Genomic DNA, 24,967 nt, shown 5'->3' on the forward strand with positions numbered 1-24,967 from the left:
CGTTGCCGAAGTCGACGAGGAGGCGGCCGTCGACGGTGGTGCCGTTGGTGGCGGCCGATCCCCACTGGATGCCGAACGGGCGGCCCGCTTCGTGGAGTTCGCGGAGGAGCGCGGCGACCTCGGACTCGGTGTAGGTGCGGATGACGGGGTCGTGGGGGGTGAGGGGGGTGCGGTCGTGGTTCACGCGGCGGAGTCCAGTTCGAACCAGACGGATTTGCCGTTCTTGTGGGAGTCGGCGCCGAAGCGGTGGGTGAGGGCGCGGACGAGGTGGAGGCCCCGGCCGGACACCTCGTAGGGGTCGGCGGAGATACGCGGTTCGGGGAGGGCGGGGCTGTCGTCGCAGACGCAGACGCAGACGCGGAGGGTACGGGGGAGGAGGGCGACGATGACGAGGGGAGCCTGGCAGCCGGCGTGCCGCCAGGCGTTGAAGTAGAGCTCGTGGAGGGCGAGTTCGGCATCGTGGACGGCGTCCGGGTGCCAGCCGGAGGAGGTGAGGGCGGCGCGCAGCTCGTTGCGGGCGGCCGACCAGTCGGGCGGGTTGAAGGTGCGCATGGCAGACCTCCGAGGGGAGAGGTGGGGAGGAGAGGAGTCGACGCGCGTCGCCGTGAGCCAGGCCGGACCGGACCCGGTTGCTCTGCGGTGCGTGAAGGCAGCAGGCGCCTACTGCCGTGGAGAAAAGCGTTACTGACGCTCCGTCGTGTGATCGGTGCAACACTGACAGTAGGGTTGCGAGTCATATTGTTGCAACCAAAACGGCAAGGTTGACCCTTGTGAGTGACGGGCCGCCGGTGGCGGCGGGTCGCGTCGATGCGGAACACTGCGGGAAGAAGGAAGGGACGCTGTGGGGCTCAGGGGAGAGATCAGTCAGCGGCAGCGCCGCTTCGGAGACGAGCTTCGCCGTCTGCGGTCGGCGGCGGGCTTGTCGGCTCCGGAGGCCGGCGCGCTGGTGGGGATGAAGAGCCCGGCGGTCAGCCACACAGAAGCGGGCCGGATCAGCCTCAACCAGGAGCGGTTGAGCGTGTGGCTGGACGCCTACGGCTGCGAGGATCCGGCGTATCGCGCCGGGCTCGCGGACATGGGGCGGGGTTCGGGCAAGGGCTGGTGGAGCGCCTTCGCCAACAAGGTCCCGGACCTTGCTCTCGATCTCGCGGAGCTGGAGGACCGGTCCGTTCGGCTGGACGGTTACGACACGCTGTACATCGCCGGGCTGCTTCAACTTCCCGCGTATGCCGAGACCATCTACGAGGATGCCTACAAGGTCGGCGCCAGTTGGGACATCTCGACAGCGGTCGATTTCCGCATGCAACGGCAGCGGATCCTGACCGATGGCAAGGATCGGCAGTTCCGGTTCGTCATCCACGAAGCAGCTCTACGCATGCGCTTCGCCGGGGATGCCGTGATGAGGGCGCAACTGCGCCACCTCCTCGACGTGGCGGAACTGCCCAACGTCACCATCCAGGTGCTGCCGTTCACCGCCCCGAAGCACGGACCGATCTCGGCTTCGTTCCTGGTCTGCGACCCGGGATGCTCCGACCTCTCCACGATCGTTCTCTCCGGCCCCAAACGGGCCGAACACCTCGGCGATCCGACGGACGTCGGCGACTATCGCCACGCGTTCCAGCGGTTGGCCGACAACGCCTTGCCTGCCGTCGACGGGCGGAGAGACTTGTGTGAACTCCCCTCGCGAGACTCCTGGGGCCTGGTCCAACATCTCCTCTACCTGCTGCAGACCTGAAAGGCGTCCGATGTTCCACCTGTCCTGGCAGAAGTCTTCCTTCAGCGGCGCAGACGGCGCTGACAACTGCCTCGAACTGGCCCGAGGTGCTGACGGCCTGAGGCATGTTCGGGAGTCCGATGACCCGGGCACAACGCTGACGAGTGATGCCACTAGGCTCCGCGCCTTCCTCCTCGCGGCCAAGGCCGGCGAGTTCGACCACCTCATCTGAACCGCGCTTCTCCCCGCCCCGGAGGATCTCACTGATGAACGCCGACACCTGGCGTATCCGACTCATCGTCCGCACCACCCAGGTCGGCGTCATCGGCGGGGCCCTCTGGGGCGCCCTCGTCGCCCTCATCGCCTTCCGCTTCACCTCCGTACCCCTCGGCGCCATGGTCGGCCTCCTCGTCGGCACCTTCATCTCCATACCGACCGGCTCCCTCCTCTCCGCCCTCCCCAAGCGCCTCGCCTTCCACCACTTCTCCGCCCCCGCCCTCGGCGCCGTCCTCACCGGGACCGCCGGCTACCTCGTCCTCTCCCACGTCCTCGACGTGCCGCACGTCCTCTTCCGCGTCGGCGTCGCCTCCCTCTTCGTCCTCTCCACCGTCCTCGCGGCCGCCGCCTTCCACTTCGCCGTCCGCACCCTCCGCCCCGGTGCACGCGGCAGTGAACAGCGCTTTCGTCGTGGTGGTGCGTACGAGCGACTGTTCCCGTGGCGCCACCGCTCACCGTTGGACGGCCTGTAATCGCTACTGCTTAGCTGGGGTGACGACAGTTCCAGGTCGGAGCGAGCGAGAGAGAGGTGCCCGGTGGAGACTCCCCGTCTGGAGGAGGTACGCCTGACCTCCTTCAAGAGCTTCACCGGCCAGTGCCTGCCCCTCCGCGACCTCACGGTACTGATCGGCCGCAACGGCAGCGGGAAGTCCAACGCGCTGGACGGGCTGGTGGTGCTGTCCCGTCTTGCTCTGGGCGAGCCGGTGCATGACGCCCTGGACGGGCCACGGAGCGGCGGTGAGGAACCGATCCGCGGTGGCGCCGAGGGGTGCGCGCCGCTCGGGGCGGAGAGCTTCGCGCTCGGTTGCCGCGTGCGATCCGGTGAGGCGGTCTTCGATCTCGATGTGGAGATCGCTGTGCACCCCGAGGTGCGGATCCTGAGCGAGCAGCTGACGGCTGTGGAGGGAGTGCGCTACGGCAGCCGCCGACTCGCCGCCGGCCGTTCGCTGCTGGCCAGTAGCCCTCCGGACCCGCGCCGCAGCGACCTGAAAGTCCGCTACTTCAACGGACTGCGAGGTGCTGATCCGGGGATCCCCTTCGCCGCCGACCGCTTGCTGACGAGTCAGGTCCCGGTGAGGCTGCCTGCGACGACGGAAGCGACCAAGCTGGTACACCGCGCTGCGCAGGACGTTCTTTCCGTCCTGCGGGAAGTGTTCCTACTGGATCCGGTTCCACACCTCATGCGGCAGTACGTCAACAGGCGTGACACTGAGCTCAGACGAAGCGCCAACAACCTCAGCGCAGTGGTGGAGAACCTGGCCGAGACCGATCTCCAAGCCTTCGGACGGCTCACGGAACTCGTGGCGGGTATGCCCGAGTACCCGGTGATGGGCATCAGCAGCGTCGACACACGGATCGGCGATGTCCAACTGGTGCTGCGCGAGTCCGGCTATCACGGCGAGGAGCACGATGTTCCGGCGCGACTCCTCAGTGACGGCATGCTGCGGTTCCTGGCGTTCGGCACCGCGCTGCTCAGCGCTCCCGTCTCCTGCGATGGCGAGGAGTCTGCGCAGGCCCAGCGGCATCTGGTGATCGAGGAGATCGAGAACGGCCTCTACCCCACGCAGGCCGCGCGCGTACTACGGCTGATGAAGGAGGAATCGGTGCGGCGAAGCGTCGATGTTCTCTTCACCACCCACAGCCCGGCACTGCTCAATTCCCTTGCCGCGCAGGATCACTCAGGTGTGGTCGTGTGCAGCCGTGACCAGGAGTCCGGGGAGAACATTCTGACTCGCCTCACGGATCTGCCGGGCTACGTCGATCTGTTGGCGGCCGGAGACCTGGGCGATGCAATCACCAAGGGCCGACTGCCGGAAGCGATCCGTCCCCGGGACGGCATGACCAGCGTCGAGGACTTCCTGAGGAGCCTGTGAGCCCGTGAGCAACCAGCGCAGGTCAGGGCTCCAACTGCCTGTCGTCGACTTCCTCGACACCTCGATCCTTGTCGAGATCCTCGACGTGCCTCACATGAACGGCCATCGCGCCGAGATCCTGGCGCAGATGGATGTCCGGCTGAAGGCCAGGGTGCGCTTCGTCCTGCCGACCGCGACGGTGATCGAGACCGGTAACCACGTCTTCCAGATCAAGGACGGGACGGCCCGTCGGGCCTGCGCCACCAGTTTCATGAGCATGCTGCGCAAGACAGCGTCCGGCGAGGCCCCTTGGAAGCTGCACGAGCGGACCTGGGACGGCGCCTTTCTCAGCCTGCTATGCGGGGGCGAGGCCACCGGCATGGATCTGGCGGATCATGCGGTTCGTCAACAGCTCGGCACCGGCGATCTGAGCATCGTCGCCGAGCGGGACCTGTACGCATCCCGGGTGCAGGCCGACGTCCGTATCTGGACACTGGAAGCCACGATGGGCACGTGGGCCGAACTCGCCTGAGGTCGAACGTCACGGTCCTCGCTCTCTGCGCAGGAAGTCGGCCGATCCGACTTCCTGCGCAGCCACCGCCGCCGCCGATGTCCGCCGACCGGCGGACTCGGACGTTGCGGGGTGCTGGTCCTCAGCTCAACTGTTGAGCCTCAGCGCGTAGTAGACGTTCAGGGCGGACTCCGCACCCGAGCCGGTGGCGGTCATGATGCGCTGGCCCCGCGCGGACCGGAGGTCCCCGGCGGTGAGGACACGGGGGTGCTGCCGTTCGGGCGGGCAGTAACCGTCCTCGCCCCGTACCAACGCTCCGGGCACGGCGGCCGGGCGGCAGCCGAGGTTCACGAAGACCGCGTCGGCGTCGAAGGCGCCCAACTCGCCCGCCGTGAAACGGCCGTCGACCGTCCGACGGAGGTCGAGCGAAGCGACCTCCCGCAGGGTCACCCGGCCCTCCCCGCGGACCTCGTCGGCCTTGTAGCCGTCCGCCGGCGGGTGCGGCACCACCAGGCGGAGCGGGACGTCCGGGTGGGCGCGCAGCAGCGTGCCGAGGGGGCGGTCGGCACCGAGGACGAGGGCGGGGCGACCGGAGAGGGAGGCGGCGTCCGCCTCCCACACCGGAGGGATCGGGCCGGCGTCGGAGGTGATCCACTCCGCCTCCTCCGGGAGCGCCGCCCGGACGCCGGTCGCGACCACCGCGTACCGCGCGCGGACCGAAGTCCCCGAGGCCAGGCGCACGGTGACCCCGCCGTCGTCCGCCTGCAACTCCTCCGCCGCGTAGCCCGTGCGGACCTCGCACAGCTCGTGCACCCGCCGAACGTCCGCCGCGACGGCGTCCGCGAACGCCCCGCCGGTCGCGAAGCCGAGGACGTTCTCCACCGCCGGCACCCGGCGGAGCGTGTGCGCCGGCTCGTGCCGCTCGATCAGCACCGACCGCAGCCCCACGCTCGCCGCCATCACCGCCGCCGCGCAGCCCGCCGGTCCACCACCGACGATCACCAGGTCGTGCGTCACCGCCTCCGGCGTCACCGGCGCTCCTGTCAGCACTGTCCGACCAACTCCTCCGCCGTCACCGACCGTCGCGCATACACCCTTACAGGAACTGATGGACGATGCCCGCTGCCGCGTACCCGTTGACGATTCCGATGACCACGGCGATGCCGACCTTCCGGTCCGAGGCGTACGACATCGTGGTGCCGATGGTCAGGAACAGGGCCCCGGCCGCTAGGGAGCGCCAGTCGGTGAGCGGCTCCACCGTTCCCCTCAGGTGGAATCCGACGAACAGCAGGAAGGAGGCGAGGACGGTGACGAGCATCCACCTCTCGAATCCCGGCAGCGTGCGGTTGGTCCGCTGGTTCTCGCCCGACATCCGATGCGCCCTCCCCGGCACGGCTGTGTCCCGGGTGCCATTGCATCGTGTGCCGGGGCGTTTGTCGCGGGGGCTTCCGGCCGTTGCGGGGGAAGTTCAGCGCTCCCAGGACCGGGGCCGGTCCCGGGCCTCCCAGTCCGGGCGGAGGAGGGCGAGCATGGCGATGTCGTGGCGTCGCCCCCGGTGGAGGCAGGCGGAGCGGCGGACGCCCTCCTGGACGAAGCCGGCGCGGGCGAGGGTCGCGAGCCCCGGGGCGTTGGTGGTGTGGGGAATCGCTTCGAGGCGGTGCAGCGGGAGTTCACCGAAGGCGAGGTCGACCAGGGCGTCGAGGGCGGCGGCGCCGTAACCGTGGCCCCGGTGCTCGGGAGCGACGAGGAAGCGGACGCAGGCCAGGCCGTCCACCATGTCCTGGTCGGCCAGGACGGCGGAGCCGACCGGGGTGCCGTCCGGGAGCACGACGAGGAAGCCGTCGTGGTCGGAGTCCTCGATGTCCTGCTCGATCCGTTCGCGGACGGCCGACAAGGGGCGCGGCCAGTGGCCGAGTTCGTGCGCCGCCACGGGGTCGGAGCGCCAGGAGTACAGCAACTCGGCGTCGTCCACGTCGAGCGGGACGAGGGCGATGGCGGGGGTGGTGGCCTCGGGCGCGCGGGTGCTGGTCATGGGCGGATGGTGGGGCGGGGCGGGCGGGGAGACCACCGGAATACCGCGCCGCCCGCCGGGCGCCGAACGGCGCGGCCCGGCGGACGGCGGTGGGCCGGGTGGGTCAGCCCTGCTGCGGGCCCTGCGGCTGGGCCGGCTGGTACGGGGCGGCCTGCTGGTAGGGGGCGGCGGGCTGGTACGGCTGGGCCTGCTGCTGCGGGGCGGTCTGCTGGTGGGACTGCTGGTACGGAGCGGCCGGCGGGTACGGAGCGGCCTGGTGCTGACGTGCGGTCGGGTTGTACTGCGGGGCGTTCGGCACCGGCAACGGCTGCGGGGCGGTCGCGTTGGAGCGCTCGGCCAGGGCCTTCACCGAATTGGCGATCAGCACCACCGGCAGGATGAAGGCCTGGAAGAAGATCCGGTACTCGCCACCCTCGAAGACGAACCCGAGGTAGTACGCGTACCCGACGAAGGCTATGCCGGCGACGATGTTGAGGATGCGCCAGCCGAGCTTCACCCCGCCGAGGTTGATGGCGCCGAGGACCACCATGGCGATGCCGCTGACGGCCAGCAGCACGACGTACCAGGAGAAGAGGGGCTCGGCGTCGAAGTCGAAATTCAAGGGAGGTTCCTGTGGGTGAGTGAGGAAGAGCGGCTGATGGGGACGAGTGCGCACAGTACTGGAGTCCACCGACAGTCGTCCTCACGATTTCGCCACGGTGTCATCGCCGAATCCACCCGGCGAACCCGCCGTTCACCCCTTGAAAACCGCTCAGGAAGCGTCAGTGCGTTCGGATATGATGCGGCCGTCGCTGGTGGTTGGGGGGCGAAGCAGCGACCCGGGTGAGAGTCCCGGTGCGGCCTCCCACCTCGGCGAACCGCCTGCTGCCGGGTTCCGTCGGGTTCGCCCGCCTTCCTCCCATGAGGTCCCCTTGCGTACTCAGCACCGCAGATCCCTCGCCCTGGCCGCCGCGGCGACCCTGGTCTCGGGTGCCGCCCTCGCCGCCGCGCCCGCCGCTTCCGCACTTCCGCGCCCCGCCAAGGCCGACACGGTCCGCAGCGCCCAGGGACAGGGCGTTCCGGGCCCCGGCGTCCAGGAACAGCGCAGCCCCGTCACGGTCACCCTCGACGGCTTCCCCCGCGGCTTCACCGCGGGCGGGCTCGCGGCGGAGTTCACCGCCACGCTCCGCAACTCCGCCGACCACGCCGTCGACGTCACCACCGGGTTCACCGTCGCGAACGGCGACTCGGGGATCCGCGAGACCCAGCTCCGGCTGGAGTTCCAGCCGCCCGGCGGAGCGCAGTGGAAGCCCGCCACGCCCAACCCGGGGGCCGCCGTCGGGGGGACCTGGACGCTCGACGCCTTCAACTCCCGGCTGAGCCTGCCCGCCGGGGGCTCGGCGACGTACCGGCTGCGTCTCGCCGTCACCGCCGACGCTCCCGCCGGTCGGGCGACCGCCGCGCTGAACGCCGTCGTCTCGGACCCGACGCTGCCGCCGGAGAACCGGATCTCCAGCGCGAGCAGCCCGTTCTCCGAGTTCGTCACCACGGCGGCGGGCGGCAGCGCGACCCCCACGCCCACCCCCGCGCCCGGTGTGCCGTTCCTCGCCCTGGACGCGGTGCCGGTCTCCTTCACCGCGGGCGGCGAGGCGAAGCCGTTCCGCCTGTCGCTCACCAACCGCAGCGGCAAGGAGATCGCCTTCCTGCCCGAGCTGACCTTCCGGGGGCGGGCCCTGCCCACCGCCGAGGGGACCCGGCTGGAGTTCCAGACGGCCGAGGGCGAGTGGCTCCCGGCGGTCGACCAGGGCTCGTCCGCGGCGGGGCGGCTCACGCTCACCCTGCGCACGGGGGACAAGGACAGCGGCCTCGTCCGGCTGCGCGACGGCGAGTCCCGGACGGTCAACGTCCGGCTGGCGTTCGCACAGGACGTGCCGGCCGGCGTGCTGTCGCTGGTGTTCACCGGTCTCAGCCTCCCCCAGGGCGGCGGGAACGGGTCCGGGGCGACGGCCACCAGCTCGGCGGTCGACATCACGGTGGCCGGCGCCGCGCCGTCCACGCCGCAGGCCCCGCAGGCGGCGCCCAGCACGGTGGGCACCGCCCCGGTCGCCGAGCCGACCACGCCGCCCGTCGCCCCGGCGGGCCCGCCCGCGGCCACCGCGCCCGCGGTCGGCCTCGCGGCGGTCACGTCTCCGGCGCCGTCGACCAGCGCGCCGGTCGTGCAGGCGGCCGACGCCACGCCGACCGCGCCCGCCGCACCGGCCCCGGCCGTCACCGTGACCGTGGCGGCGGCCCCGCTGCCGCCCGCCGACCTGGCGACGACGGGCGGCGACTCCTTCAACGCACCGATGGCGATCACCGGGGGCACCGCGATAGCGATGGGCATCGGCACGCTGCTCGTGGCCCACCGCCGCCAGCAGCTCCGCCCGGCGGCCCGGCCGTCCCGCCCGGCGGCGGGCCCGGCGGCCGGTCCTGCGGGTCCGCCCGGTCCGGCCGGTCCGGTCGGCAGGCCCGGTCCCGGCGGGCCGACGGGGGGCTGAGCACGGCGGGCGCGTCCGGTACGTCCGGCGCGCCCGCTTCGAGCACTGCCGGGACCTGCCGGGACCTGCCGGGACCTGCCGGGACCTGCCGGGACCTGCCGGGACCTGCCGGGACCTGCGCGGGACCTGCCGGGGCCTACCGGGCGGGGACGGTCGCGCGGGCGAGTACGGACAGCTCGAAGGGGCGGAGCGCGTCGGTGCGTTCCCACTCCGCCGGGCCGACCGTCTCGTGCTGCCGGACGTACTCGACGGGGCGGAGCCCGTGCGCGCACAACAGGCGGTCCATCTGCTCGATGCCGAGGAAGGTCCGCCAGGGCTCGCCCTGCTCGGCGGTCGCGGCCATCACCGCCTCCGCGTACGCCGCACCCGTCTCGTCGCGCTGTTCGGGCGGCAGGAGGTGTTCCACCACGAGTTCGGTGCCGGGGGCGAAGCCGCCGACGGCGTCCAGGGTCCGGCCGATCGCCTCCCGGGTGAGGTACATCGTGACCCCGAGCCAGCCGACCAGTGCGGGCCGGTCGAGGTCGAAGCCGGACCGGACGAGCCCGTCGGTCAGTGACCGGGCGGACATCTGCTCGAAGTCGACCGGGACGAGGGCGGTGGAGGGCGGCACCGGCGTCCCCGTCGCGAGCAGCAGCTCCCGCTTCCACTCCTGGGCCGCAGGACGGTCGACCTCGAACACCCCGACCCGGCCGACGAGTTCGGACCGGTAGGCGAAGGAGTCGAGCCCGGCGCCGAGGATCACGTACTGGTCGATCCCGAGGGCGACGAGCCCGGCGAGCCGGTCCTCGGTGTAGCGGCTGCGGGTGACGGCCGTGGTCCGTGCGCCGGCCAGGACGGGGTGGCTGCCGTAGGACCGGTGATAGCCGAGGAGTTCGTCGGCGTGCTCCGCGAGAAACGTGTGGGCCACGGTGTCGGAGAGGATTGCGGGGGCGTCGTCGACGAGGAGATGCGCCGCGCGTGCCGCAGCCGCCATGAGAGCCGTCCGGCTCGGTTGTCCGTTGTTCACCATGAAAGCGGACATTACCGATAGATTTTGACAGTATATCACAAAATTAAATATTTCAGAAGTTTATTCAGGCGGTATTTCGATAACGAATTCGGCTCCGGAGCGGGGTCCGATCGGACGAGGGTGAGCAGATGACCGACCACGAAGTGCTGCACGTGTTCTGCGGACCGGACGGCGGGTACGGCAACCTGCTCGGTGTCGTCCGCGACGGGGCGGCCCTTCCCGCCGAGGCCGACCGGCAGGCGTTCGCCCGCGAGCTCGGCTTCAGCGAGACCGTGTTCGTCGACGACCCGGAGCGCGGCGCTGTCGACATCTACACGCCCACCCTCCGCCTGCCCTTCGCCGGGCACCCGTGCGTCGGCGCCGCGTGGCTGCTCGGCGTGGACCGGCTGGTCACCCGGGCCGGCGTGGTCGACGTCCGGCACGACGGCGCGTTCACCCGGATCGCGGCGCCCGCCGCCTGGGCGCCGCCGCGCACGCTCCGGTGCCACGGCACACCGGCCGAGGTGGACGGGTTGGCGGTGCCGCCGCCGGGTGAGTGGATCTACGCCTGGGCCTGGGTGGACGAGGCGGCCGGCACCGTCCGCGCCCGCGCCTTCCCCGGCCGGGACGACGGCATCGACGAGGACGAGGCCACCGGCGCCGCCGCCCTCCTCCTCACCGCCGAGCTGGGCCGTGATCTGACGATCGCCCAGGGGCGCGGTTCGCAGATCGTCACCGGGATCCGCGACGGCGGCCTGATCGAGGTCGGCGGCCGGGTCCGCCGGGCGGACTGAGCTCGGGCGGGCCGGGGTGGGGCGGACCGAGGTGGGGCGGGCCGGGGTCGGACCGACTGCCGAGGAGGGTGTCTTGTCGGAGGAGACGCAGTTCGCGGGGTGCCCGGCGGGCGGCGTCGGACTTCAGTGACCGCGGCCCGCGACGGGCTCCGCGTAGACGGCGGGCGTAGAGGTGGGCACGGCGGTGGGTGCGGCTGCCGGGGCCTGAACCCGGGCGGACACCGTGGGCCGTGACGCTGCGGCCCGTGACGTCGTGGCCCGTGACGTCGTGGCCCGTGACGTCGTGGACCTCGGTGCCGGGGCCCGGGAGGCCGTCGCGCGGCGGAGGAGGAGGGAGCGTCCGGCGGGGACCAGGGCGAGGTGAGTGATGCCGACGCCGACGACCGCGAGCAGGATGTGGTCCACGTTGAGGACGTGGCCCGGGGCCCAGGAGGAGAGGAACTCCAGGGCGGTGGCCAGCAGGGCCGAGGCGCCGGTGGTGCGGAGGAAGGACAGCAGCCAGGGTGCCCGGAGACGACCTCCGGCGAGCGGGAGCAGGAGGCCGAGCGGGGCGGGCAGGAGCAGTTCGCCGAGGACCTGTCCCAGGCTGGAGGAGTGCAGGGAGGCCAGCGGCGTCAGGTTGGCGTCGTACACCCAGGCCACCGGCAGCGGGCGCAGCACCAGCCAGCCGACCAGGACGAGATGGAGGGTGAGGCCGAGGAGGCCCACCATCCGGAGTGGGTGGTGGACGGCCGTCGCACGCCCGGTGTGGGCGGCTGTCGGCCGCCCGGTCTCGGTCCGCACGCCGGCACGCTCTGCGCGTGTCCTGGTGCCATCTCGCTGCACGGGAGGAAGGACGTGGGCCGACGGCGCGACGGTTCCACGGCCGGTGCGAACTTTGTGCTGCACGCCGGAGCAGGTCCGGGACGGCGCGCCGGAGCCGCGCGCCGGAGCGAACCCGGAGCCGCTCCGGGGCGCGAATGGTGGCAAGGGGCGCGCGGGCAGGGGGCGGGGGCGGCCGAGGGGATGCCCGGTGGACCCGCAGGCCCGCCGGGCGCCCCTCAGCGGCAGGGTGCCGCGGTCGACGGCGAGGCGGACGGCACCGCGCTGAACGCGTTGTCGGCCGGGGGTGTGGACGGCGTCACCACCACCGGCGACGGCGAGGCCACCCCCGCGCGCGCCGGGGCCGACACCTTCCCCGGCTCGGGGGACCGCGTCGGCGTCACCGCCGCCGGGGGGGCGGCGGCGGACGGCGTGCCAGGCGCCGTGGGTATCTGCGCGACCGTGGGGCAGGCGGTCCGGCTGGCCGGCGCCCCCGCGTCCACCGGGACGGCGGTGGGGCGGATGCCGCAGCCCGCCGCCAGTACGGTCAGGCCCAGCAGGGCGGCGGCACCGAAGGACCGCCGGTCGAAGGGACGTCTCACGGGGCACTCTCCTCGGGGGCGTCGGCCGGCGGCGGGGGTGGCGGCGACACCGGCAGCGTCAGCGTGAACACCGCACCCACCTCCCCGTTGGCGGCCGTGATCGTCCCCCCGTGGATCTGCGCGTTGGCCATCGCGATGGAGAGGCCGAGACCGCTGCCCTCCGACCGCGCCCGCCCCTTGTCGGCCTTGTAGAACCGGTCGAACACGTGCGGCAGCACGTCCTCGGGGATGCCGGGGCCGCTGTCGGACACCTCGACGACCACCGAGTCCGGGGTCTCCCGCACCCGCACCCGCACCGGCGAGCCGCCGTGCTTGAGCGCGTTGCCGATCAGGTTGGCGAACACCACGTCCAGCCGGCGCGGGTCGACCACGGCCCGGACCCCGCGCGGGGCGTCCAGCTCGACCGCGTCGTACCAGGCCCGGCCGTCGATGCAGGACATGATCAGGTCGGCGATGTCCACCTCGTCGGCGACCAGCTTGGCCGTGCCGGCGTCGAAGCGGGTCACCTCCATCAGGTTCTCCACCAGGTCGGACAGCCGCCGGGTCTCGCTGACCACCAGCCGGACGGCCGGCTCGATCATCGGGTCGAGCGACTCCGCCTCGTCCTCCAGGATGTCCGTCACGGCGGTCATCGCGGTCAGCGGGGTGCGCAGTTCGTGCGACATGTCGGCGACGAACCGCCGGCTCTGCGCCTCGCGCGCGCTCAGCTCCTCGACCTGCTCGTGCAGCGACTCGGCCGTCCGGTTGAACGTGCGCGCCAGATCCGCGAGCTCGTCCGAACCCTCGACCTCCAGGCGGGTGTCGAGGTGGCCCTCGCCGAGCCGCCGTGCCGCGTCGCCGAGCCGCTTGACCGGCCGCAGCACCGTCGCCGACGCGGCCTGCGCGAGCAGCGCCGAGCCGATCAGCGCCAGCAGGGTGGCGATCGCCAGCGACCAGCCGAGGGTGTTGAGGTCGGCCCGCTCGTTCTCCAGCGACTTGAACATGTACGCCGTCGGACCGGTCGACACCACCTTGGTCCCGCCGATCACGAACGGCCGGCCGTCGAGGTTCTGCCGCTGCCAGTAGAGGTGGTACGTGTACGGGTTGGACTCGGTGATCTCGCGCGGCTTGGCGACGGCGGTCTGCAACGGGGTCGGGACGTTGGCGAGCGAGTACCGCGCCGGATCGGAGGAGGCGATGCAGTCCGGCAGGGCGGGGTCGACGACGACCACGTCGTAGGTGAGTCCGGAACTGGCGACGTAGCCGGCGAGGTCGATCAGGTCGTGACAGGTCGCCTTCAGCGGCAGGTTCGAGACGTTGCGGCTGAGGGAGACCCGGAAGTCGTTGAGCGCGGTGTCCTGGGCGCGCTTGAGCACCGCGTCCCGGTTCAGCCAGTACGCGATGCCGGAGGCCGAGACGGCGGTGAGCAGGGCGACCGCGGCGAACACCGCGATCAGCCGCACCCGAAGGGAGCGCAGCCGTCGCCACGGGCCCGAGGAGAACCGCCGGGTCGTCGTCTGATGGTCAGTCACGGGAGCCTGTCGTTGCGGAAGTTCAGTGCGGGGGTCGGGGTATCGCCGGGCCGGTGGGGTGCCCGGTGGAGTGCCCGGCGGGGCGGGTGCCGGTGAAGGCACCTGCGGTGGCGCCGATGGGGGCGGCGGTCGGAGTGGCGGTCGGAGTGGCGATCGGTGCGCTGGTCGGGGTGGCGGTCACGCCGGTGGGTCCAGCCGGTAGCCGACCCCGCGCACCGTGCGGATCAGCGTCGGCGCCGAGGGCACGTCCTCCACCTTGGCCCGCAGCCGCTGGACGCAGGCGTCCACCAGCCGGGAGTCGCCCAGGTAGTCGTGCTCCCAGACGAGACGCAGCAACTGCTGCCGGGAGAGCGCCTGCCCGGGTCGCCGGCTGAGCTCCAGCAGCAGCCGCAGCTCGGTCGGGGTGAGCTGGAGGTCCGCGCCGTCCTTGGTGACCGTCATCGCCGCCCGGTCGATCACCACCGTGCCGTAGACGGAGGAGTCCGAGCTCTCCCGCTCGCCGCGCCGGAGCACGGCCCGGATCCGGGCGTCCAGCACCCGTGGCTGCACCGGCTTGACCACGTAGTCGTCCGCGCCCGATTCCAGGCCGACCACCACATCGATGTCGTCGGAACGGGCGGTGAGCAGGATGATCGGCAGCTGGTCGGTCCGGCGGATCCGGCGGCAGACCTCGAAGCCGTCGATTCCGGGCAGCATCACGTCCAGCACGATGAGGTCCGGCCGCTGCTCCTTGAAGAGCCTCAGACCGTCCTCGCCGGACGCGGCGGTGGCCACGCGGTGGCCCTGGCGGGTGAGGGCGAGTTCGAGGCCGGTCCGGATGGCGTCGTCGTCCTCGATCAGAAGGAGGAAAGGCACGGGCTCATTCTGGCTCACCCGGAGCGGCGAATCACCCCCCACTCGCCCCTGCCGTCACCCGCCCCCGTCCCCCACCGCCCGACCGGGAACCGGAACCCGAGCCACCGGCGTCCGTCAACGGCGGGAGGCCGAGCACGACAGAAGGCCCGGCCCTGTGACAGCCCTGTGACAGTCGACGGACAGCGTCATCACAACCGGCGGGCAGGATTTTCGATGTCGCCGCAGGACAGCGGGCCAACTGGCCGGCTGGAAGGCGGCAACGGAACCGCTCGTACCGAACAAGGGGGCGCACGATGAACGCCATGCTTCAGACCCGGACCAACCCGGCTGTCGGCACCGCGCGTTCGTCAGCGAACACCCACAGGACCCGGTTCGAGGTCAGGACCGACGAGACCTCCGGTGCCGTGATCGTACGGGGGTGCGCACACAGCACCGGTGGAAGTACTGCGGCACGCCGGGTGAGCGGCGGCGGCAGGACGGGGGAGATGTACGGGATCGGCCGTCGGGGGAACGCGGCCGACTCCGGCAACACCCTCACGCTGCGGGGGATCCTCCCCGTCCGCGTCGAGGGCACGGACGCCCCGGGGGGGAACCGGGGCATCGGGGGGACCGGCCTGCGGAAGGCCGACTCGGGGGAGTCGGCCGGCCGCGAGGCCGCCGGTGCGACGCTGCTGCGGCTGAACCCCGCGGCGGCGCGCACCACCGAAGTGGCACAGGGCGGCGCGCGGGAGGAGCGCCCGGCCGTCGCGGAGGACCACATCACGGAGTTCACCGCGTACGTGCGCGAGCGTCGCGCCTCTCTGTACGCCACCGCGTACCACCTCACCGGTGACCGCTACGAGGCCGAGGACCTGCTGCAGAGCGCGCTCTTCAGCACCTACCGGGCCTGGGGCCGGATCACCGACAAGGCGGCGGTCGGGGGCTACCTCCGCCGCACCATGACCAACCTGCACATCTCCGCCTGGCGGCGCCGCAAGGTCAGCGAGTACCCGACCGAGGAGCTGCCGGAGACGGTCGGCGACACCGACGCGATGGGCGGCACCGAGCTGCGCGCCGTGCTCTGGCAGGCGCTGGCCAAGCTGCCGGAGAACCAGCGGACCATGCTGGTGCTCCGCTACTACGAGGGCAAGACCGACCCGGAGATCGCCGACGTGCTCGGCATCAGCGTCGGCACGGTCAAGAGCAGCATCTGGCGCGCGCTGCGCCGGCTGCGCGACGACGAGCAGCTGAACACCTCGGGCGACACCGGCCGGGCCTTCGGCGAGCTGGTCGCGTAACGGCCGCAGGGGCCGCTCCAGGGCGGTCGCAGGGGCCGCCGAGGGCGGCCCCGGGAATGACTCCCGTCGGGGGACGGGTAGCAGGACGGACACGGCACGGAGGCGCCGGCTCGGGGGAGCGGCGCCGCCGGGGGAGGCCGGGACCGTCCGGGGAAGGCGGCGGGCCCGGTGCGGGGGAGACGCACCGGGCCCGCCGTTTCCGTCTTCCCGTTCTCGGGCTGCGCCGTGAGGCAGACCGCGCGGTGGCCGGCCGTGACGTGGAGCCGGGCGTGCCGCGAAGGCCGGGCGTGCCGCGAAGCCGTGAAGCCGGCCGTCCGGGGCTCCGGGCCGCCGTGGGCGGCCGCAGCGGGTCCGGCCCGGCGCCTGTCCGGACGTCAGACGGCGGAGAGCTCCTGGGAGGCCGCCACGCGGATCCGGCGCTCGGCCTCCGGCCCGGCGCAGGGGTGCGCGCCCAGCGCGACCTGCCGGCCGATGATGGTGCGCTCGGCGCGCATCAGCCGCCAGCCGCGCCGTACCAGCACCGGAAGCGACTTCCGGCCCTCGCGCACGTCCCGGCGCAGCCGCCGCCAGGCGGTGGTGAGCGGACCGTTGCGCAGGCAGAGGGCGTCACCCAGCAGGCCCTCGGCGGCGCATTCGCCGACGATCTCGGCGGCGAAGATGCCTTCGGCGACGAACGCACCGGCCCCGTCGAGGTCCAGTACCCGGGTGGCGATCCGTCCGTTGTCCGGGATCGAGTACACCGGCACCTCGGCCCGGCCGGTCCCGTACAGGTCGCGGATGGCCGCGACGGCCTGCTCGCGGTGCCAGGAGAGCGGGGAGTCCCAGTCGACCGCGCCGTCGGGCAGCAGCGGGAGGGTGGGGTCGTCGCCGTCCTTGTAGAAGTCGTCGAGCTGGAGCACCGGCAGGGCGCTGCGCTCGGCGAGCGAGGACTTCCCCGAACCGGAGGGCCCGGAGAGCAGGACCACCCGGGCGCGGGCTATCGGCACAGGGTTCAGCGGGGAGTCACTCACGGGACACCAGTCTGACGCATCCGGGCCGGATGCCGAAACCGGTCGGACCGAACTGTCCGCATCCGTCGGGTCAGACGGTCTTGAGGACCTCCGGCGCGGTGAGTGCGGCGTGCACCAGCGGCAGGTAGCGGCTGTCGACCTGGAGGTAGACGGGGTGGCCGTCGCCGGGCGGGCGGTAGGCGGTGGCGGCCCAGTCCTGGTCGTGCCAGGTGCCGGGCTCGGGGTCGTGGAAGGTGCCCCCGGCGGCCAGTTCGGTGCGACCGCCCTCGGACGAGCCGAAGGTCACGACGGCGGCTCCGGGGGTGATGCGGAGCTTGCCGTTGACGTAGACGGGCTGCCAGCCGGGACGTTCGGAGCGGGCCGAGCAGGGGACCTTCGCGGTGCGGCCGGCCGCGAGGCGGCGGCGGGCACGGGCCACGAACAGCTTGCGGAGGAACCCGTCCGCGAACAGCGCCATCATCTCCGCCACGAATTCACCCACGGCAGCGTCCCCCTTGATCGTTTCCGGTACGGGCGATTCTGGCCCGGGGCGAGACCGGGCGGGGACCACCGAACGGCTCGACGTCCCGCGACGAAAGTCGCGCGAACGGAGGGGTGGGCCGGGAAGAGGGCGAGCCGGGAGGGCGAGGGCCGGGAAGGGGCCGCGCCCGGCCCGGAAAACCGACGGACCCGCGCCAGGGGGGGAGAGGCGCGGGTCCGTCCTGTGACCGTCCGGGCCCTGGGGGGGTGAGGGCACTGGGGACGGCCAGTCTGTGGAGTTGTTACTCGTGGCTACTCAACGTAACCGTAGGGCCGACCGGGAGGTCAGATCCCCATCGGGTGCCAGACCGTCTTGGTCTCCAGGAACGAGAGTAGCCGGTCCGTACCGGGCGCATTGGTCCAGTCCTGGGCGAACGGGTCCAGCTCCGGGCGGATCACCCTCTTCAGGGTATCCGCGGCAAGTGCCTCCAGCGAGGCCGCCGCGCCGGGACCGTCGTCGGCGATCGCGCCGGTGAGGTCCACCGCGTTGACGTCCTGGTGGGAGGCCAGGGTCGGGGCGATGTCCGAGGTCCTGCCGGAGATCAGGTTGACCACGCCGCCGGGCACGTCCGAGGTGGCCAGCACCTCGCCCAGCGACAGGGCCGGCAGCGGGGCGTCGGCCGCGACCGCCACCACCACGGTGTTGCCGGTGGCGATGGCGGGGGCGACCACCGAGACCAGGCCGAGCAGCGAGTGCCCGTAGCCGGCCTGCGGGGCGACGATCCCGACCACGCCGGTCGGCTCCGGGGTGGAGAGGTTGAAGTACGGCCCGGCGACCGGGTTGGCGCTGCCCGCGATCTGGGCGACCTTGTCGGTCCAGCCCGCGTACCAGACCCACCGGTCGATCGCCGCGTCCACCAGGGCGGCGGCCTTCTTCGGGCCGATGCCCTCGGAGAGCGCCACCTCGGCCGCGAACTGCTCGCGCCGGCCCTGCAGCATCTCGGCGACCCGGTAGAGCACCTGGCCGCGGTTGTACGCGGTGGTGCCGGCCCAGCCCTTGACCGCCGCACGGGCGGCCAGGACGGCGTCGCGGGCGTCCTTGCGGGTGCCGAGCGGGGCGTTGGCGAGCCACTCGCCCTTGGAGTCGGTCACCTCGTACACCCGCCCGCTCTCGGAGCGCGGGAACTTCCCGCCGACGTACAGCTTGTAGGTCTTGAGGACGTCAAGACGCGCGATGGTGGTCTCAGACATCGAGGTAGGCCTCCAGACCGTGCCGGCCACCCTCGCGGCCGTAGCCCGACTCCTTGTAACCGCCGAACGGCGAGGTCGGGTCGAACTTGTTGAAGGTGTTGGCCCAGACCACGCCGGCCTTCAGCCGGTCGGCGGTCCAGAGGATCCGCGAGCCCTTCTCCGTCCAGATGCCGGCGGAGAGGCCGAACGGCGTGTTGTTGGCCTTCTCGACCGCCTCGGCGGGGGTGCGGAAGGTCAGCACGGACAGCACCGGGCCGAAGATCTCCTCCTGGGCGATCCGGTGGGCCTGGCTGACGCCGGTGAAGATGGTCGGCTTGAACCAGAAGCCGGTGCCCGGCAGCTCGCACTCCGGCGACCAGCGGTCCGCGCCCTCGGCCTCGCCGGCGTCCGTCAGCTCGGTGATCCGCGCCAGCTGGGCGGCCGAGTTGATGGCACCGATGTCGGTGTTCTTGTCCAGCGGGTCGCCGACCCGCAGGGTGGACATCCGGCGCTTCAGCGCGTCCAGCAGCTCGTCCTGGATCGACTCCTGGACCAGCAGGCGCGAGCCCGCACAGCAGACGTGCCCCTGGTTGAAGAAGATGCCGTTGACGATGCCCTCGACCGCCTGGTCGATCGGCGCGTCGTCGAAGACGATGTTGGCGGCCTTGCCGCCCAGCTCCAGCGACAGCTTCTTGCGGCTGCCGGCCAGCTGCTTGGCGATCGCCCGGCCGACCGGGGTGGAGCCGGTGAAGGCGACCTTGTTGACGTCCGGGTGCGCGGTGAGCGCGGCGCCGGTGGTGCCGTCACCCGTGACGATGTTGACGACGCCCTTCGGCAGACCGGCCTGGCGGCAGATCTCGGCGAAGCGCAGCGCGGTCAGCGGGGTGGTCTCGGCCGGCTTGAGGACGACCGTGTTGCCGGTGGCCAGCGCCGGGGCGATCTTCCACGCCAGCATCATCAGCGGGAAGTTCCACGGGATGACCTGGCCGGCCACGCCCAGCGGCTTCGGGTTCGCGCCGTAACCGGCGTAGTCCAGCTTGTCCGCCCAGCCCGCGTAGTAGAAGAACCAGGCGGCGACGGTCGGGATGTCGAAGTCGCGGGTCTCGCGGATCGGCTTGCCGTTGTCGATCGACTCCAGCACCGCCAGCTCGCGGCCGCGCTCCTGGATGATCCGGGCGATCCGGAACAGGTACTTCGCGCGCTCGCTGCCCGGCAGCGCCGACCAGTCGGTGAAGGCCCGGCGGGCGGCGGCGACCGCGCGGTCCACGTCCTCCGCGGTGCCCCGCGCGAACTCGGCGAGCACCTGCTCGGTGGCCGGGTTGACCGTCTTCAGGGCCTCGCTGCCGGAGGAGTCGACGAACTCGCCGCCGATGAAGTGGCCGTACGAGGTGGCGATGTCGCCGGCCGCGGCGGGCGACTCGGGGGCGGGGGCGTAGCCGAACAGGCCGGCCGGCTTGACAGCCTGCGCCGCCTGTCCGGCCGGTGCGGCCTGCGCCGCCTGTCCGGCCTGCCCGGTCGCGGGCCCCGCGGTCTTCTTGGTGTTCTTGGCCATGATTCTCAGTCCACCGTCACGTAGTCGGGACCGGAGTACCGTCCGGTGGTCAGCTTCTGCCGCTGCATCAGCAGGTCGTTGAGCAGGCTGGAGGCGCCGAAGCGGAACCAGTGCGGGGTCAGCCAGTCGTCGCCGAGGGTCTCGTTGACCATCACCAGGTACTTCATCGCGTCCTTGGTGGTCTTGATCCCGCCGGCGGGCTTCACGCCGACCTGGACGCCGGTCTGCGCGCGGAAGTCGCGGACCGCCTCCAGCATCAGCAGGGTGACCGGCGGGGTCGCGTTGACGGCGACCTTGCCGGTCGAGGTCTTGATGAAGTCGGCACCGGCCAGCATCGCCAGCCACGAGACGCGGCGCACGTTGTCGTACGTCTGCAGCTCGCCGGTCTCGAAGATGACCTTGAGGTGGGCGGAGCTGCCGTCGGCGCGCCCGCACGCCTGCTTGACGGCGACGATCTCGTTGAAGACGTCCAGGTACCGGCCGGAGAGGAAGGCGCCCCGGTCGATCACCATGTCGATCTCGTCGGCGCCGGCCGCCACCGCGTCGGCGGTGTCGGCGAGCTTGACCGGGAGCGCGGCGCGTCCGGCGGGGAAGGCGGTCGCGACGGAGGCGACCTGGATGTCGGTGCCCTGCAGCGCGGCCTTCGCGGTGGCGACCATGTCCGGATAGACACAGATGGCGGCGACACGGGGAGCGGTCGGGTCGGTGGGGTCGGGGTTCCTGCCCTTGGTGCACAGCGCGCGCACCTTGCCGACCGTGTCCGCGCCCTCCAGCGTGGTCAGGTCGATCATCGACATGGCCAGGTCGATGGCGTACGCCTTCGCCGTGGTCTTGATCGAGCGGGTACCGAGAGTGGCGGCACGCGCCTCCAGGCCGACCTGGTCGACACCGGGCAGGCCGTGCAGGAAGCGACGGAGCGAGGTCTCGGACGTCGCGACGTCCTGGAGACCGCTGCCCGCAACGCCGGGGGCATTGGCTGCAAGAGTGGACATAGTCACCACACCAGCATATCTACGCGCGTAGCCAACCGCTAGACCGGAGACCTATCGATGCCGGACCGAGATCTGACCGCCCACCCGGCCCGACGCGGGGGTGGATTGCGGCGGGGCCACTCGATGCCGGGAGGAGTGACCGGGGCCGAACCGTGATCGCGGACCCTGTGGGCGGCGGGGGGCATGGGGCAGAATCGTCGGCATGACCGAATCCGACGGCAAGCCCCACCAGGGCTCGGCCGGCTCCGATGGGGAGCCCGTGTACGCCGACCGCGTGTACCGCTCCGTTCCCGGCGTGATCTCCGGGGTGCTGTTGTTGGCCGTGGCGGCGTGGCTCATCGGGGACGCGGCGATCAACGGGAGCGGCAAGACGCCGTGGGTGTCCCTGGCCGCCGTGCCGGTGTTCGTGCTCCCGGTGATCGCGTACACCCTGCGGCCGGCGGTGCTGGCCAACGAGCGGCGGCTGGTGGTGCGCAACCCGCTGCGCACGATCATCGCGCCGTGGGCCGCCGTGGACGCGCTGCGGGCCGGGTACTCGGTGGAGCTGCTCGCCGACGGCCGGAAGTTCCAGGTGTGGGCGGTGCCGGTGTCGCTGCGGCAGCGCAAGCGGGCCGCCCGGGCGCGCGAGCACGGCGGGCGGCAGCACGCGTCCCGGCTCGGGATGGTCTTCGGCCAGGCGTCCTCCGGGGCGGCGGTGCAGGGCTCGACGGACCCGAACCGGGCCTGGTCCGACCAGGTGGTCGGCGTCCTCCAGGAGACGGCCGAGCGCAACGCCTCCCGTCCGGACGCGGCCGGCCCGGTGCAGGTCCGCTGGTGCTGGTGGATCATCGCCCCGACCCTGGCCGGGCTGGTGGCCCTGATCACCATCATCGCGGTCTGACCGCGCCCCCCGACCGAGAGGGCCCGCCGATCCGGCGGGCCCTTCGTCGTACCGCCGGGACGGCGCCGTCCCGGCGGGGCGCGGCGGGTGGACGCGACGAGCGCCTCCCGGCCCGTGCCGGGAGGCGCTCGGTCGTGCGTGCGGTCGGTCAGGCGTCGATGCCGGCGGCGGCGGCCAGGTCGCGCTTGACGGCGGCGAGGAGGGCGGCGGCCCGCTCCCGGGCCGGGGCGAGGTCGGCGGCGGTGGCGACCGGGAGGACGACCTCCAGGTAGCACTTGAGCTTGGGTTCGGTGCCGGAGGGCCGGACCACGATGCGGGCGGAGCGGACGGCGTCCCCGGCCAGGTAGTAGCGCAGGCCGTCGGTGGCCGGCAGGTCGGCGGAGCCCTCGGTGAGGTCGTCGGCGCGGGTGACGGTCAGCCCGGCCAGCTCGGCGGGCGGCTGCTCGCGCAGGCGGCGCATGGCGTCGGCGATCAGCGCGAGGTCCTGGACCCGGACGGAGAGCTGGTCGGTGGCGTGCAGGCCGTGCTCCAGCGCCAGGTCGTCCAGCAGGTCGGTGAGGGTGCGGCCGGACCGCTTGAGGGTGGCGGCCAGTTCGGCGACCAGCAGGGCGGCGGTGATGCCGTCCTTGTCGCGGACGCCCTCGGGGTCTACGCAGTAGCCGAGCGCCTCCTCGTAGCCGTAGCGCAGGCCCTCGGCACGGGAGATCCACTTGAAGCCGGTGAGGGTCTCGGCGTAACCGAGCCCGGCGGCCTCGGCGATCCGGCCGAGCAGCGAGGAGGAGACGATGGTGGTGGCGAAGGTGCCGGCGGCCTGCTTGGCGACCAGTGCGGCACCGAGCAGCGCGCCGACCTCGTCGCCGCGGAGCATCCGCCAGCCGTTGGTGCCGCTGCCGGCACCGCCGTTGGCCGGGACGGCCACCGCGCAGCGGTCGGCGTCCGGGTCGTTGGCGATGACGAGGTCGGGGCCGACCGAGGAGGCGGTGCGGAAGGCGAGGTCCATCGCCCCCGGCTCCTCCGGGTTGGGGAACGCGACGGTCGGGAAGTCGGGGTCGGGCTCGGCCTGCTCGGCGACCACGGTGGGCGCGGGGAAGCCGGCCCGGCGCAGGGCGGCGACGAAGGTGTCGCGGCCGACACCGTGCATCGGGGTGTAGACGACGTCGAGGTCGCGCGCGCCGTGCGGGTCGACGATGGAGGCGGCCCGGTCGAGGTAGGCCCCGACGACGGACTCGTCGACGGTCTCCCAGCCGCTCCCGGCGAGCGGGACGTCGGTGAGCGAGCCGATGGCGTCGATCTCGGCGGCGATGCCGGCGTCGGCGGGCGGGACGATCTGCGAGCCGTCGCCGAGGTAGACCTTGTAGCCGTTGTCCTGCGGCGGGTTGTGGCTGGCGGTGACGGTCACGCCGGCGGCGGCGCCGAGGTGGCGGACGGCGTAGGCGAGCACCGGGGTGGGCAGCGGGCGCGGGAAGAGCGCGGCGCGAAGGCCGGCTCCGACCACCACGGCGGCGGTGTCGCGGGCGAAGTCGTACGACTTGTGACGGGCGTCGTAGCCGATGACGACGAGGTCGCCGAGGCCCTGCTGCTTGACGTAGGCGACCAGGCCGGCGGCGGCCCGGATGACCACGGCGCGGTTCATCCGCATCGGGCCGGCGCCGAGTTCGCCGCGCAGCCCGGCGGTGCCGAACTGGAGGCGGCCGGCGAAGCGGTCGGCGAGATCGGACCAGGCGAGCTTCGCCCGGGACTCGGCCTCCGGGTCCTCGGCGTCGGCGAGCAGCGCGGACAGCTCCTCGCGGGTCTGCGGGTCCGGGTCCTCGGCCAGCCAGGTCCGGGCCCGGGCGAGGAGGTCGGTGGTGGTTGCCTGCGTCATGGCTGCAGCTCCATCGGGAAGTGCGTCGGTGGTACGGCCGGAGGGGCGAGCGAGGCCGGGGGGCCGGAGGGTTCCGCGTGACGTGCCTGGGGTTCTGCCGGACGTGCGGGGGGAGGGGCGCATGCGGACGGGGCCCGCGGGCGGACGTGATCAGCGGATCGGTCGATCAACGGATCACGGTCGCTCGCGGACCCCGTCGCCCGGGCGGCGTACGCCGGACGCCCGGTGTGGGGCGGGCGTCCGGTACGGGCCGGAGCGGCTCAGATCCGGTCGAGGACCTTCGCCAGCAGCGCGCCCATCCGCTCGGCGGAGGCCTTGCCGGCCTCCAGCACCTCGGCGTGGTTGAGCGGTTCGCCGGTCATGCCGGCCGCCAGGTTGGTGACCAGGGAGATGCCGAGCACCTCGGCGCCGGCCTCGCGGGCGGCGATGGCCTCCAGGGTGGTCGACATGCCGACCAGCTCGCCGCCGATCACCCGGGCCATGTTCACCTCGGCCGGGGTCTCGTAGTGCGGGCCGCGGAACTGGACGTAGACGGCCTCGTCGAGCGTCGGGTCGACCTCGCGGCACAGGTCGCGCAGCCGCTTGGCGTAGAGGTCGGTGAGGTCGACGAAGTTGGCGCCGACGATCGGGGAGTCCGCGGTCAGGTTGATGTGGTCGCTGATCAGGACGGGCTGGCCGGGGACCCAGCCGTGCCGCAGGCCGCCGCAGCCGTTGGTCAGCACGATGATCCCGCAGCCGGCCGCGGCGGCGGTGCGCACGCCGTGGACGACGGTGGCGACGCCGTGGCCCTCGTAGTAGTGGTTGCGGCCGAGGAAGATCAGCGCGCGCTTCTCGCCGATCTTCACCGAACGGATCGTGCCGGCGTGGCCGGCCACGGCGGGGGCGGGGAAGCCCGGCAGGTCGGTGACCGGGAACTCCGCGACCGTCTCGCCGAGGGCTTCGGCGGCCGGCACCCAGCCGGAGCCCATCACCAGGGCGACGTCGTGGCGCTCGGCACCGGTCAGCTCGCGGAGGCGCTCGGCGGCGGCCTGAGCGGCGGCGTAGGGGTCGGCGGAGACGACCGACTGAGGAGATGCGTTCACACGACCGAGGATAGACGGGAAACGGCTACGCGCGTAGAAAATCCTGGTACGACGTGCCGGATCGTTACCCGGATGGCGTGAACGTACAGCTCCGGGACACCTGGCGGGGGGTGCGACCCGGAGCAAGGCACAAACCCGGTGGCGAGCCGCGGGCCCGGCGGGCGTCAC

At 72.5% G+C, this 24,967-nt stretch carries 28 protein-coding genes; 9 read left to right on the top strand and 19 right to left on the bottom strand.

All coding sequences use genetic code 11. The features are described from left to right. Together PUR61_RS30280 and PUR61_RS30285 are read right to left on the bottom strand one after the other, a co-directional pair. Positions 1 to 184 (bottom strand): hypothetical protein (locus PUR61_RS30280; protein ID WP_329882686.1); only part of this gene is annotated, 184 nt, incomplete at its 3' end. Next, positions 181 to 552, bottom strand: a complete 372-nt coding sequence (locus tag PUR61_RS30285) for an ATP-binding protein (RefSeq protein WP_329882687.1) — start codon at positions 550 to 552, stop codon at positions 181 to 183. The genes PUR61_RS30285 and PUR61_RS30280, both read right to left, overlap by 4 nt. A gap of 289 nt (positions 553 to 841) precedes the next feature. On the opposite strand from PUR61_RS30285, the gene PUR61_RS30290 reads away from it, so the two are divergent. The 5 genes from PUR61_RS30290 to PUR61_RS30310 all read left to right on the top strand — a co-directional run bounded on the left by PUR61_RS30290 (position 842) and on the right by PUR61_RS30310 (position 4,375). Beyond that, complete coding sequence (locus tag PUR61_RS30290) at positions 842 to 1,735, top strand: helix-turn-helix domain-containing protein (RefSeq protein ID WP_329882688.1); 894 nt, start codon at positions 842 to 844, stop codon at positions 1,733 to 1,735. A 10-nt stretch (positions 1,736 to 1,745) separates the two neighbouring features. Further along, positions 1,746 to 1,946, top strand: a complete 201-nt coding sequence (locus PUR61_RS30295; protein WP_329882689.1) for a DUF397 domain-containing protein — start codon at positions 1,746 to 1,748, stop codon at positions 1,944 to 1,946. Positions 1,947 to 1,980: 34 nt separating this feature from the next. After that, positions 1,981 to 2,463 (top strand): hypothetical protein, encoded by a 483-nt coding sequence (locus tag PUR61_RS30300; RefSeq protein ID WP_329882690.1) that lies wholly within the window; start codon positions 1,981 to 1,983, stop codon positions 2,461 to 2,463. A 63-nt stretch (positions 2,464 to 2,526) separates the two neighbouring features. Continuing rightward, on the top strand, positions 2,527 to 3,864 hold the full coding sequence (locus PUR61_RS30305; RefSeq protein ID WP_329882691.1) for an AAA family ATPase: 1,338 nt from the start codon (positions 2,527 to 2,529) through the stop codon (positions 3,862 to 3,864). A 4-nt stretch (positions 3,865 to 3,868) separates the two neighbouring features. Then, positions 3,869 to 4,375, top strand: coding sequence for a hypothetical protein (locus PUR61_RS30310; RefSeq protein ID WP_329882692.1), 507 nt, complete (start codon positions 3,869 to 3,871; stop codon positions 4,373 to 4,375). 126 nt (positions 4,376 to 4,501) lie between these two features. Here the strand turns inward: PUR61_RS30310 and PUR61_RS30315 are convergent, their stop codons facing one another. The 4 genes from PUR61_RS30315 to PUR61_RS30330 all read right to left on the bottom strand — a co-directional run bounded on the left by PUR61_RS30315 (position 4,502) and on the right by PUR61_RS30330 (position 6,987). Then, positions 4,502 to 5,386 carry an FAD-dependent oxidoreductase gene (locus PUR61_RS30315; protein WP_329882693.1) on the bottom strand — a complete coding sequence of 295 codons (885 nt, stop codon included), beginning with the start codon at positions 5,384 to 5,386 and terminating at the stop codon, positions 4,502 to 4,504. Positions 5,387 to 5,450: 64 nt separating this feature from the next. Continuing rightward, positions 5,451 to 5,726, bottom strand: coding sequence for a hypothetical protein (locus PUR61_RS30320; protein ID WP_329882694.1), 276 nt, complete (start codon positions 5,724 to 5,726; stop codon positions 5,451 to 5,453). A 96-nt stretch (positions 5,727 to 5,822) separates the two neighbouring features. Further along, positions 5,823 to 6,386, bottom strand: a complete 564-nt coding sequence (locus PUR61_RS30325) for a GNAT family N-acetyltransferase (protein ID WP_329882695.1) — start codon at positions 6,384 to 6,386, stop codon at positions 5,823 to 5,825. A gap of 103 nt (positions 6,387 to 6,489) precedes the next feature. Further along, positions 6,490 to 6,987, bottom strand: a complete 498-nt coding sequence (locus PUR61_RS30330; protein ID WP_329882696.1) for a hypothetical protein — start codon at positions 6,985 to 6,987, stop codon at positions 6,490 to 6,492. A 310-nt stretch (positions 6,988 to 7,297) separates the two neighbouring features. Between PUR61_RS30330 and PUR61_RS30335 the strand changes: the two genes are divergently transcribed. Continuing rightward, positions 7,298 to 8,902, top strand: a complete 1,605-nt coding sequence (locus PUR61_RS30335) for a hypothetical protein (RefSeq protein ID WP_329882697.1) — start codon at positions 7,298 to 7,300, stop codon at positions 8,900 to 8,902. Positions 8,903 to 9,038: 136 nt separating this feature from the next. Here the strand turns inward: PUR61_RS30335 and PUR61_RS30340 are convergent, their stop codons facing one another. Further along, positions 9,039 to 9,875: a class I SAM-dependent methyltransferase gene (locus PUR61_RS30340; protein ID WP_329882698.1), complete on the bottom strand. Its 837-nt coding sequence runs from the start codon at positions 9,873 to 9,875 to the stop codon at positions 9,039 to 9,041. 164 nt (positions 9,876 to 10,039) lie between these two features. Between PUR61_RS30340 and PUR61_RS30345 the strand changes: the two genes are divergently transcribed. Beyond that, on the top strand, positions 10,040 to 10,684 hold the full coding sequence (locus PUR61_RS30345) for a PhzF family phenazine biosynthesis protein (protein ID WP_329882699.1): 645 nt from the start codon (positions 10,040 to 10,042) through the stop codon (positions 10,682 to 10,684). A gap of 123 nt (positions 10,685 to 10,807) precedes the next feature. Here PUR61_RS30345 and PUR61_RS30350 read toward each other — a convergent pair whose 3' ends face one another. From PUR61_RS30350 to PUR61_RS30370, 5 genes are all read right to left on the bottom strand, one after another. Next, positions 10,808 to 11,467 carry a VanZ family protein gene (locus PUR61_RS30350; RefSeq protein WP_329882700.1) on the bottom strand — a complete coding sequence of 220 codons (660 nt, stop codon included), beginning with the start codon at positions 11,465 to 11,467 and terminating at the stop codon, positions 10,808 to 10,810. Between the two features lie 257 nt (positions 11,468 to 11,724). Next, positions 11,725 to 12,087: a hypothetical protein gene (locus tag PUR61_RS30355; RefSeq protein WP_329882701.1), complete on the bottom strand. Its 363-nt coding sequence runs from the start codon at positions 12,085 to 12,087 to the stop codon at positions 11,725 to 11,727. Then, a complete protein-coding gene (locus tag PUR61_RS30360; protein WP_329882702.1) occupies positions 12,084 to 13,598 on the bottom strand; it encodes a HAMP domain-containing sensor histidine kinase in 1,515 nt (504 codons plus the stop codon). Before PUR61_RS30360 ends, PUR61_RS30355 begins: the two co-directional genes overlap by 4 nt. A 22-nt stretch (positions 13,599 to 13,620) precedes the next feature. Continuing rightward, positions 13,621 to 13,779, bottom strand: a complete 159-nt coding sequence (locus tag PUR61_RS30365; protein ID WP_329882703.1) for a hypothetical protein — start codon at positions 13,777 to 13,779, stop codon at positions 13,621 to 13,623. Further along, positions 13,776 to 14,453 carry a response regulator transcription factor gene (locus tag PUR61_RS30370; RefSeq protein WP_327677620.1) on the bottom strand — a complete coding sequence of 226 codons (678 nt, stop codon included), beginning with the start codon at positions 14,451 to 14,453 and terminating at the stop codon, positions 13,776 to 13,778. The genes PUR61_RS30365 and PUR61_RS30370 overlap by 4 nt, the downstream gene beginning before the upstream one ends. Positions 14,454 to 14,938: 485 nt before the next feature. On the opposite strand from PUR61_RS30370, the gene PUR61_RS30375 reads away from it, so the two are divergent. Then, positions 14,939 to 15,730: a SigE family RNA polymerase sigma factor gene (locus PUR61_RS30375; RefSeq protein ID WP_329950708.1), complete on the top strand. Its 792-nt coding sequence runs from the start codon at positions 14,939 to 14,941 to the stop codon at positions 15,728 to 15,730. Between the two features lie 374 nt (positions 15,731 to 16,104). Here the strand turns inward: PUR61_RS30375 and PUR61_RS30380 are convergent, their stop codons facing one another. From PUR61_RS30380 to deoC, 5 genes are all read right to left on the bottom strand, one after another. Next, positions 16,105 to 16,740, bottom strand: a complete 636-nt coding sequence (locus PUR61_RS30380) for an ATP-binding protein (protein ID WP_329882704.1) — start codon at positions 16,738 to 16,740, stop codon at positions 16,105 to 16,107. Positions 16,741 to 16,810: 70 nt separating this feature from the next. Next, on the bottom strand, positions 16,811 to 17,221 hold the full coding sequence (locus PUR61_RS30385; RefSeq protein WP_329882705.1) for a hypothetical protein: 411 nt from the start codon (positions 17,219 to 17,221) through the stop codon (positions 16,811 to 16,813). A gap of 323 nt (positions 17,222 to 17,544) precedes the next feature. Further along, entirely contained in the window at positions 17,545 to 18,450 is a 906-nt protein-coding gene (locus tag PUR61_RS30390) for an aldehyde dehydrogenase family protein (RefSeq protein ID WP_329882706.1), read from the bottom strand. Continuing rightward, positions 18,443 to 19,981, bottom strand: coding sequence for an aldehyde dehydrogenase family protein (locus PUR61_RS30395; protein ID WP_329882707.1), 1,539 nt, complete (start codon positions 19,979 to 19,981; stop codon positions 18,443 to 18,445). The genes PUR61_RS30390 and PUR61_RS30395 overlap by 8 nt, the downstream gene beginning before the upstream one ends. A gap of 5 nt (positions 19,982 to 19,986) precedes the next feature. Next, positions 19,987 to 20,979 carry a deoxyribose-phosphate aldolase gene (gene deoC / locus PUR61_RS30400; protein ID WP_443035262.1) on the bottom strand — a complete coding sequence of 331 codons (993 nt, stop codon included), beginning with the start codon at positions 20,977 to 20,979 and terminating at the stop codon, positions 19,987 to 19,989. Between the two features lie 196 nt (positions 20,980 to 21,175). Between deoC and PUR61_RS30405 the strand changes: the two genes are divergently transcribed. Beyond that, positions 21,176 to 21,853, top strand: coding sequence for a PH domain-containing protein (locus tag PUR61_RS30405; protein WP_329882709.1), 678 nt, complete (start codon positions 21,176 to 21,178; stop codon positions 21,851 to 21,853). A 148-nt stretch (positions 21,854 to 22,001) separates the two neighbouring features. Here the strand turns inward: PUR61_RS30405 and PUR61_RS30410 are convergent, their stop codons facing one another. Continuing rightward, positions 22,002 to 23,717 (bottom strand): phospho-sugar mutase, encoded by a 1,716-nt coding sequence (locus tag PUR61_RS30410; RefSeq protein ID WP_329882710.1) that lies wholly within the window; start codon positions 23,715 to 23,717, stop codon positions 22,002 to 22,004. A gap of 260 nt (positions 23,718 to 23,977) precedes the next feature. Then, positions 23,978 to 24,799 (bottom strand): purine-nucleoside phosphorylase, encoded by an 822-nt coding sequence (locus PUR61_RS30415; protein WP_329882711.1) that lies wholly within the window; start codon positions 24,797 to 24,799, stop codon positions 23,978 to 23,980. Between the last annotated feature and the right edge of the window lie 168 nt (positions 24,800 to 24,967).

The sequence above is a fragment of the Streptomyces sp. BE20 genome, assembly GCF_036322525.1.
GTDB lineage: Bacteria > Actinomycetota > Actinomycetes > Streptomycetales > Streptomycetaceae > Kitasatospora.

What these genes read in the sequence shown, in the direction of transcription:
- PUR61_RS30285 (WP_329882687.1), bottom strand. Translation starts at nt 552, where the DNA reads ATGCGCACCTTCAACCCGCCCGACTGGTCGGCCGCCCGCAACGAGCTG.
- PUR61_RS30295 (WP_329882689.1), top strand. Translation starts at nt 1,746, where the DNA reads ATGTTCCACCTGTCCTGGCAGAAGTCTTCCTTCAGCGGCGCAGACGGC.
- PUR61_RS30300 (WP_329882690.1), top strand. Translation starts at nt 1,981, where the DNA reads ATGAACGCCGACACCTGGCGTATCCGACTCATCGTCCGCACCACCCAG.
- PUR61_RS30320 (WP_329882694.1), bottom strand. Translation starts at nt 5,726, where the DNA reads ATGTCGGGCGAGAACCAGCGGACCAACCGCACGCTGCCGGGATTCGAG.
- PUR61_RS30325 (WP_329882695.1), bottom strand. Translation starts at nt 6,386, where the DNA reads ATGACCAGCACCCGCGCGCCCGAGGCCACCACCCCCGCCATCGCCCTC.
- PUR61_RS30340 (WP_329882698.1), bottom strand. Translation starts at nt 9,875, where the DNA reads ATGGCGGCTGCGGCACGCGCGGCGCATCTCCTCGTCGACGACGCCCCC.
- PUR61_RS30345 (WP_329882699.1), top strand. Translation starts at nt 10,040, where the DNA reads ATGACCGACCACGAAGTGCTGCACGTGTTCTGCGGACCGGACGGCGGG.
- PUR61_RS30375 (WP_329950708.1), top strand. Translation starts at nt 14,939, where the DNA reads ATGTACGGGATCGGCCGTCGGGGGAACGCGGCCGACTCCGGCAACACC.
- PUR61_RS30390 (WP_329882706.1), bottom strand. Translation starts at nt 18,450, where the DNA reads ATGTCTGAGACCACCATCGCGCGTCTTGACGTCCTCAAGACCTACAAG.
- PUR61_RS30395 (WP_329882707.1), bottom strand. Translation starts at nt 19,981, where the DNA reads ATGGCCAAGAACACCAAGAAGACCGCGGGGCCCGCGACCGGGCAGGCC.
- PUR61_RS30405 (WP_329882709.1), top strand. Translation starts at nt 21,176, where the DNA reads ATGACCGAATCCGACGGCAAGCCCCACCAGGGCTCGGCCGGCTCCGAT.
- PUR61_RS30410 (WP_329882710.1), bottom strand. Translation starts at nt 23,717, where the DNA reads ATGACGCAGGCAACCACCACCGACCTCCTCGCCCGGGCCCGGACCTGG.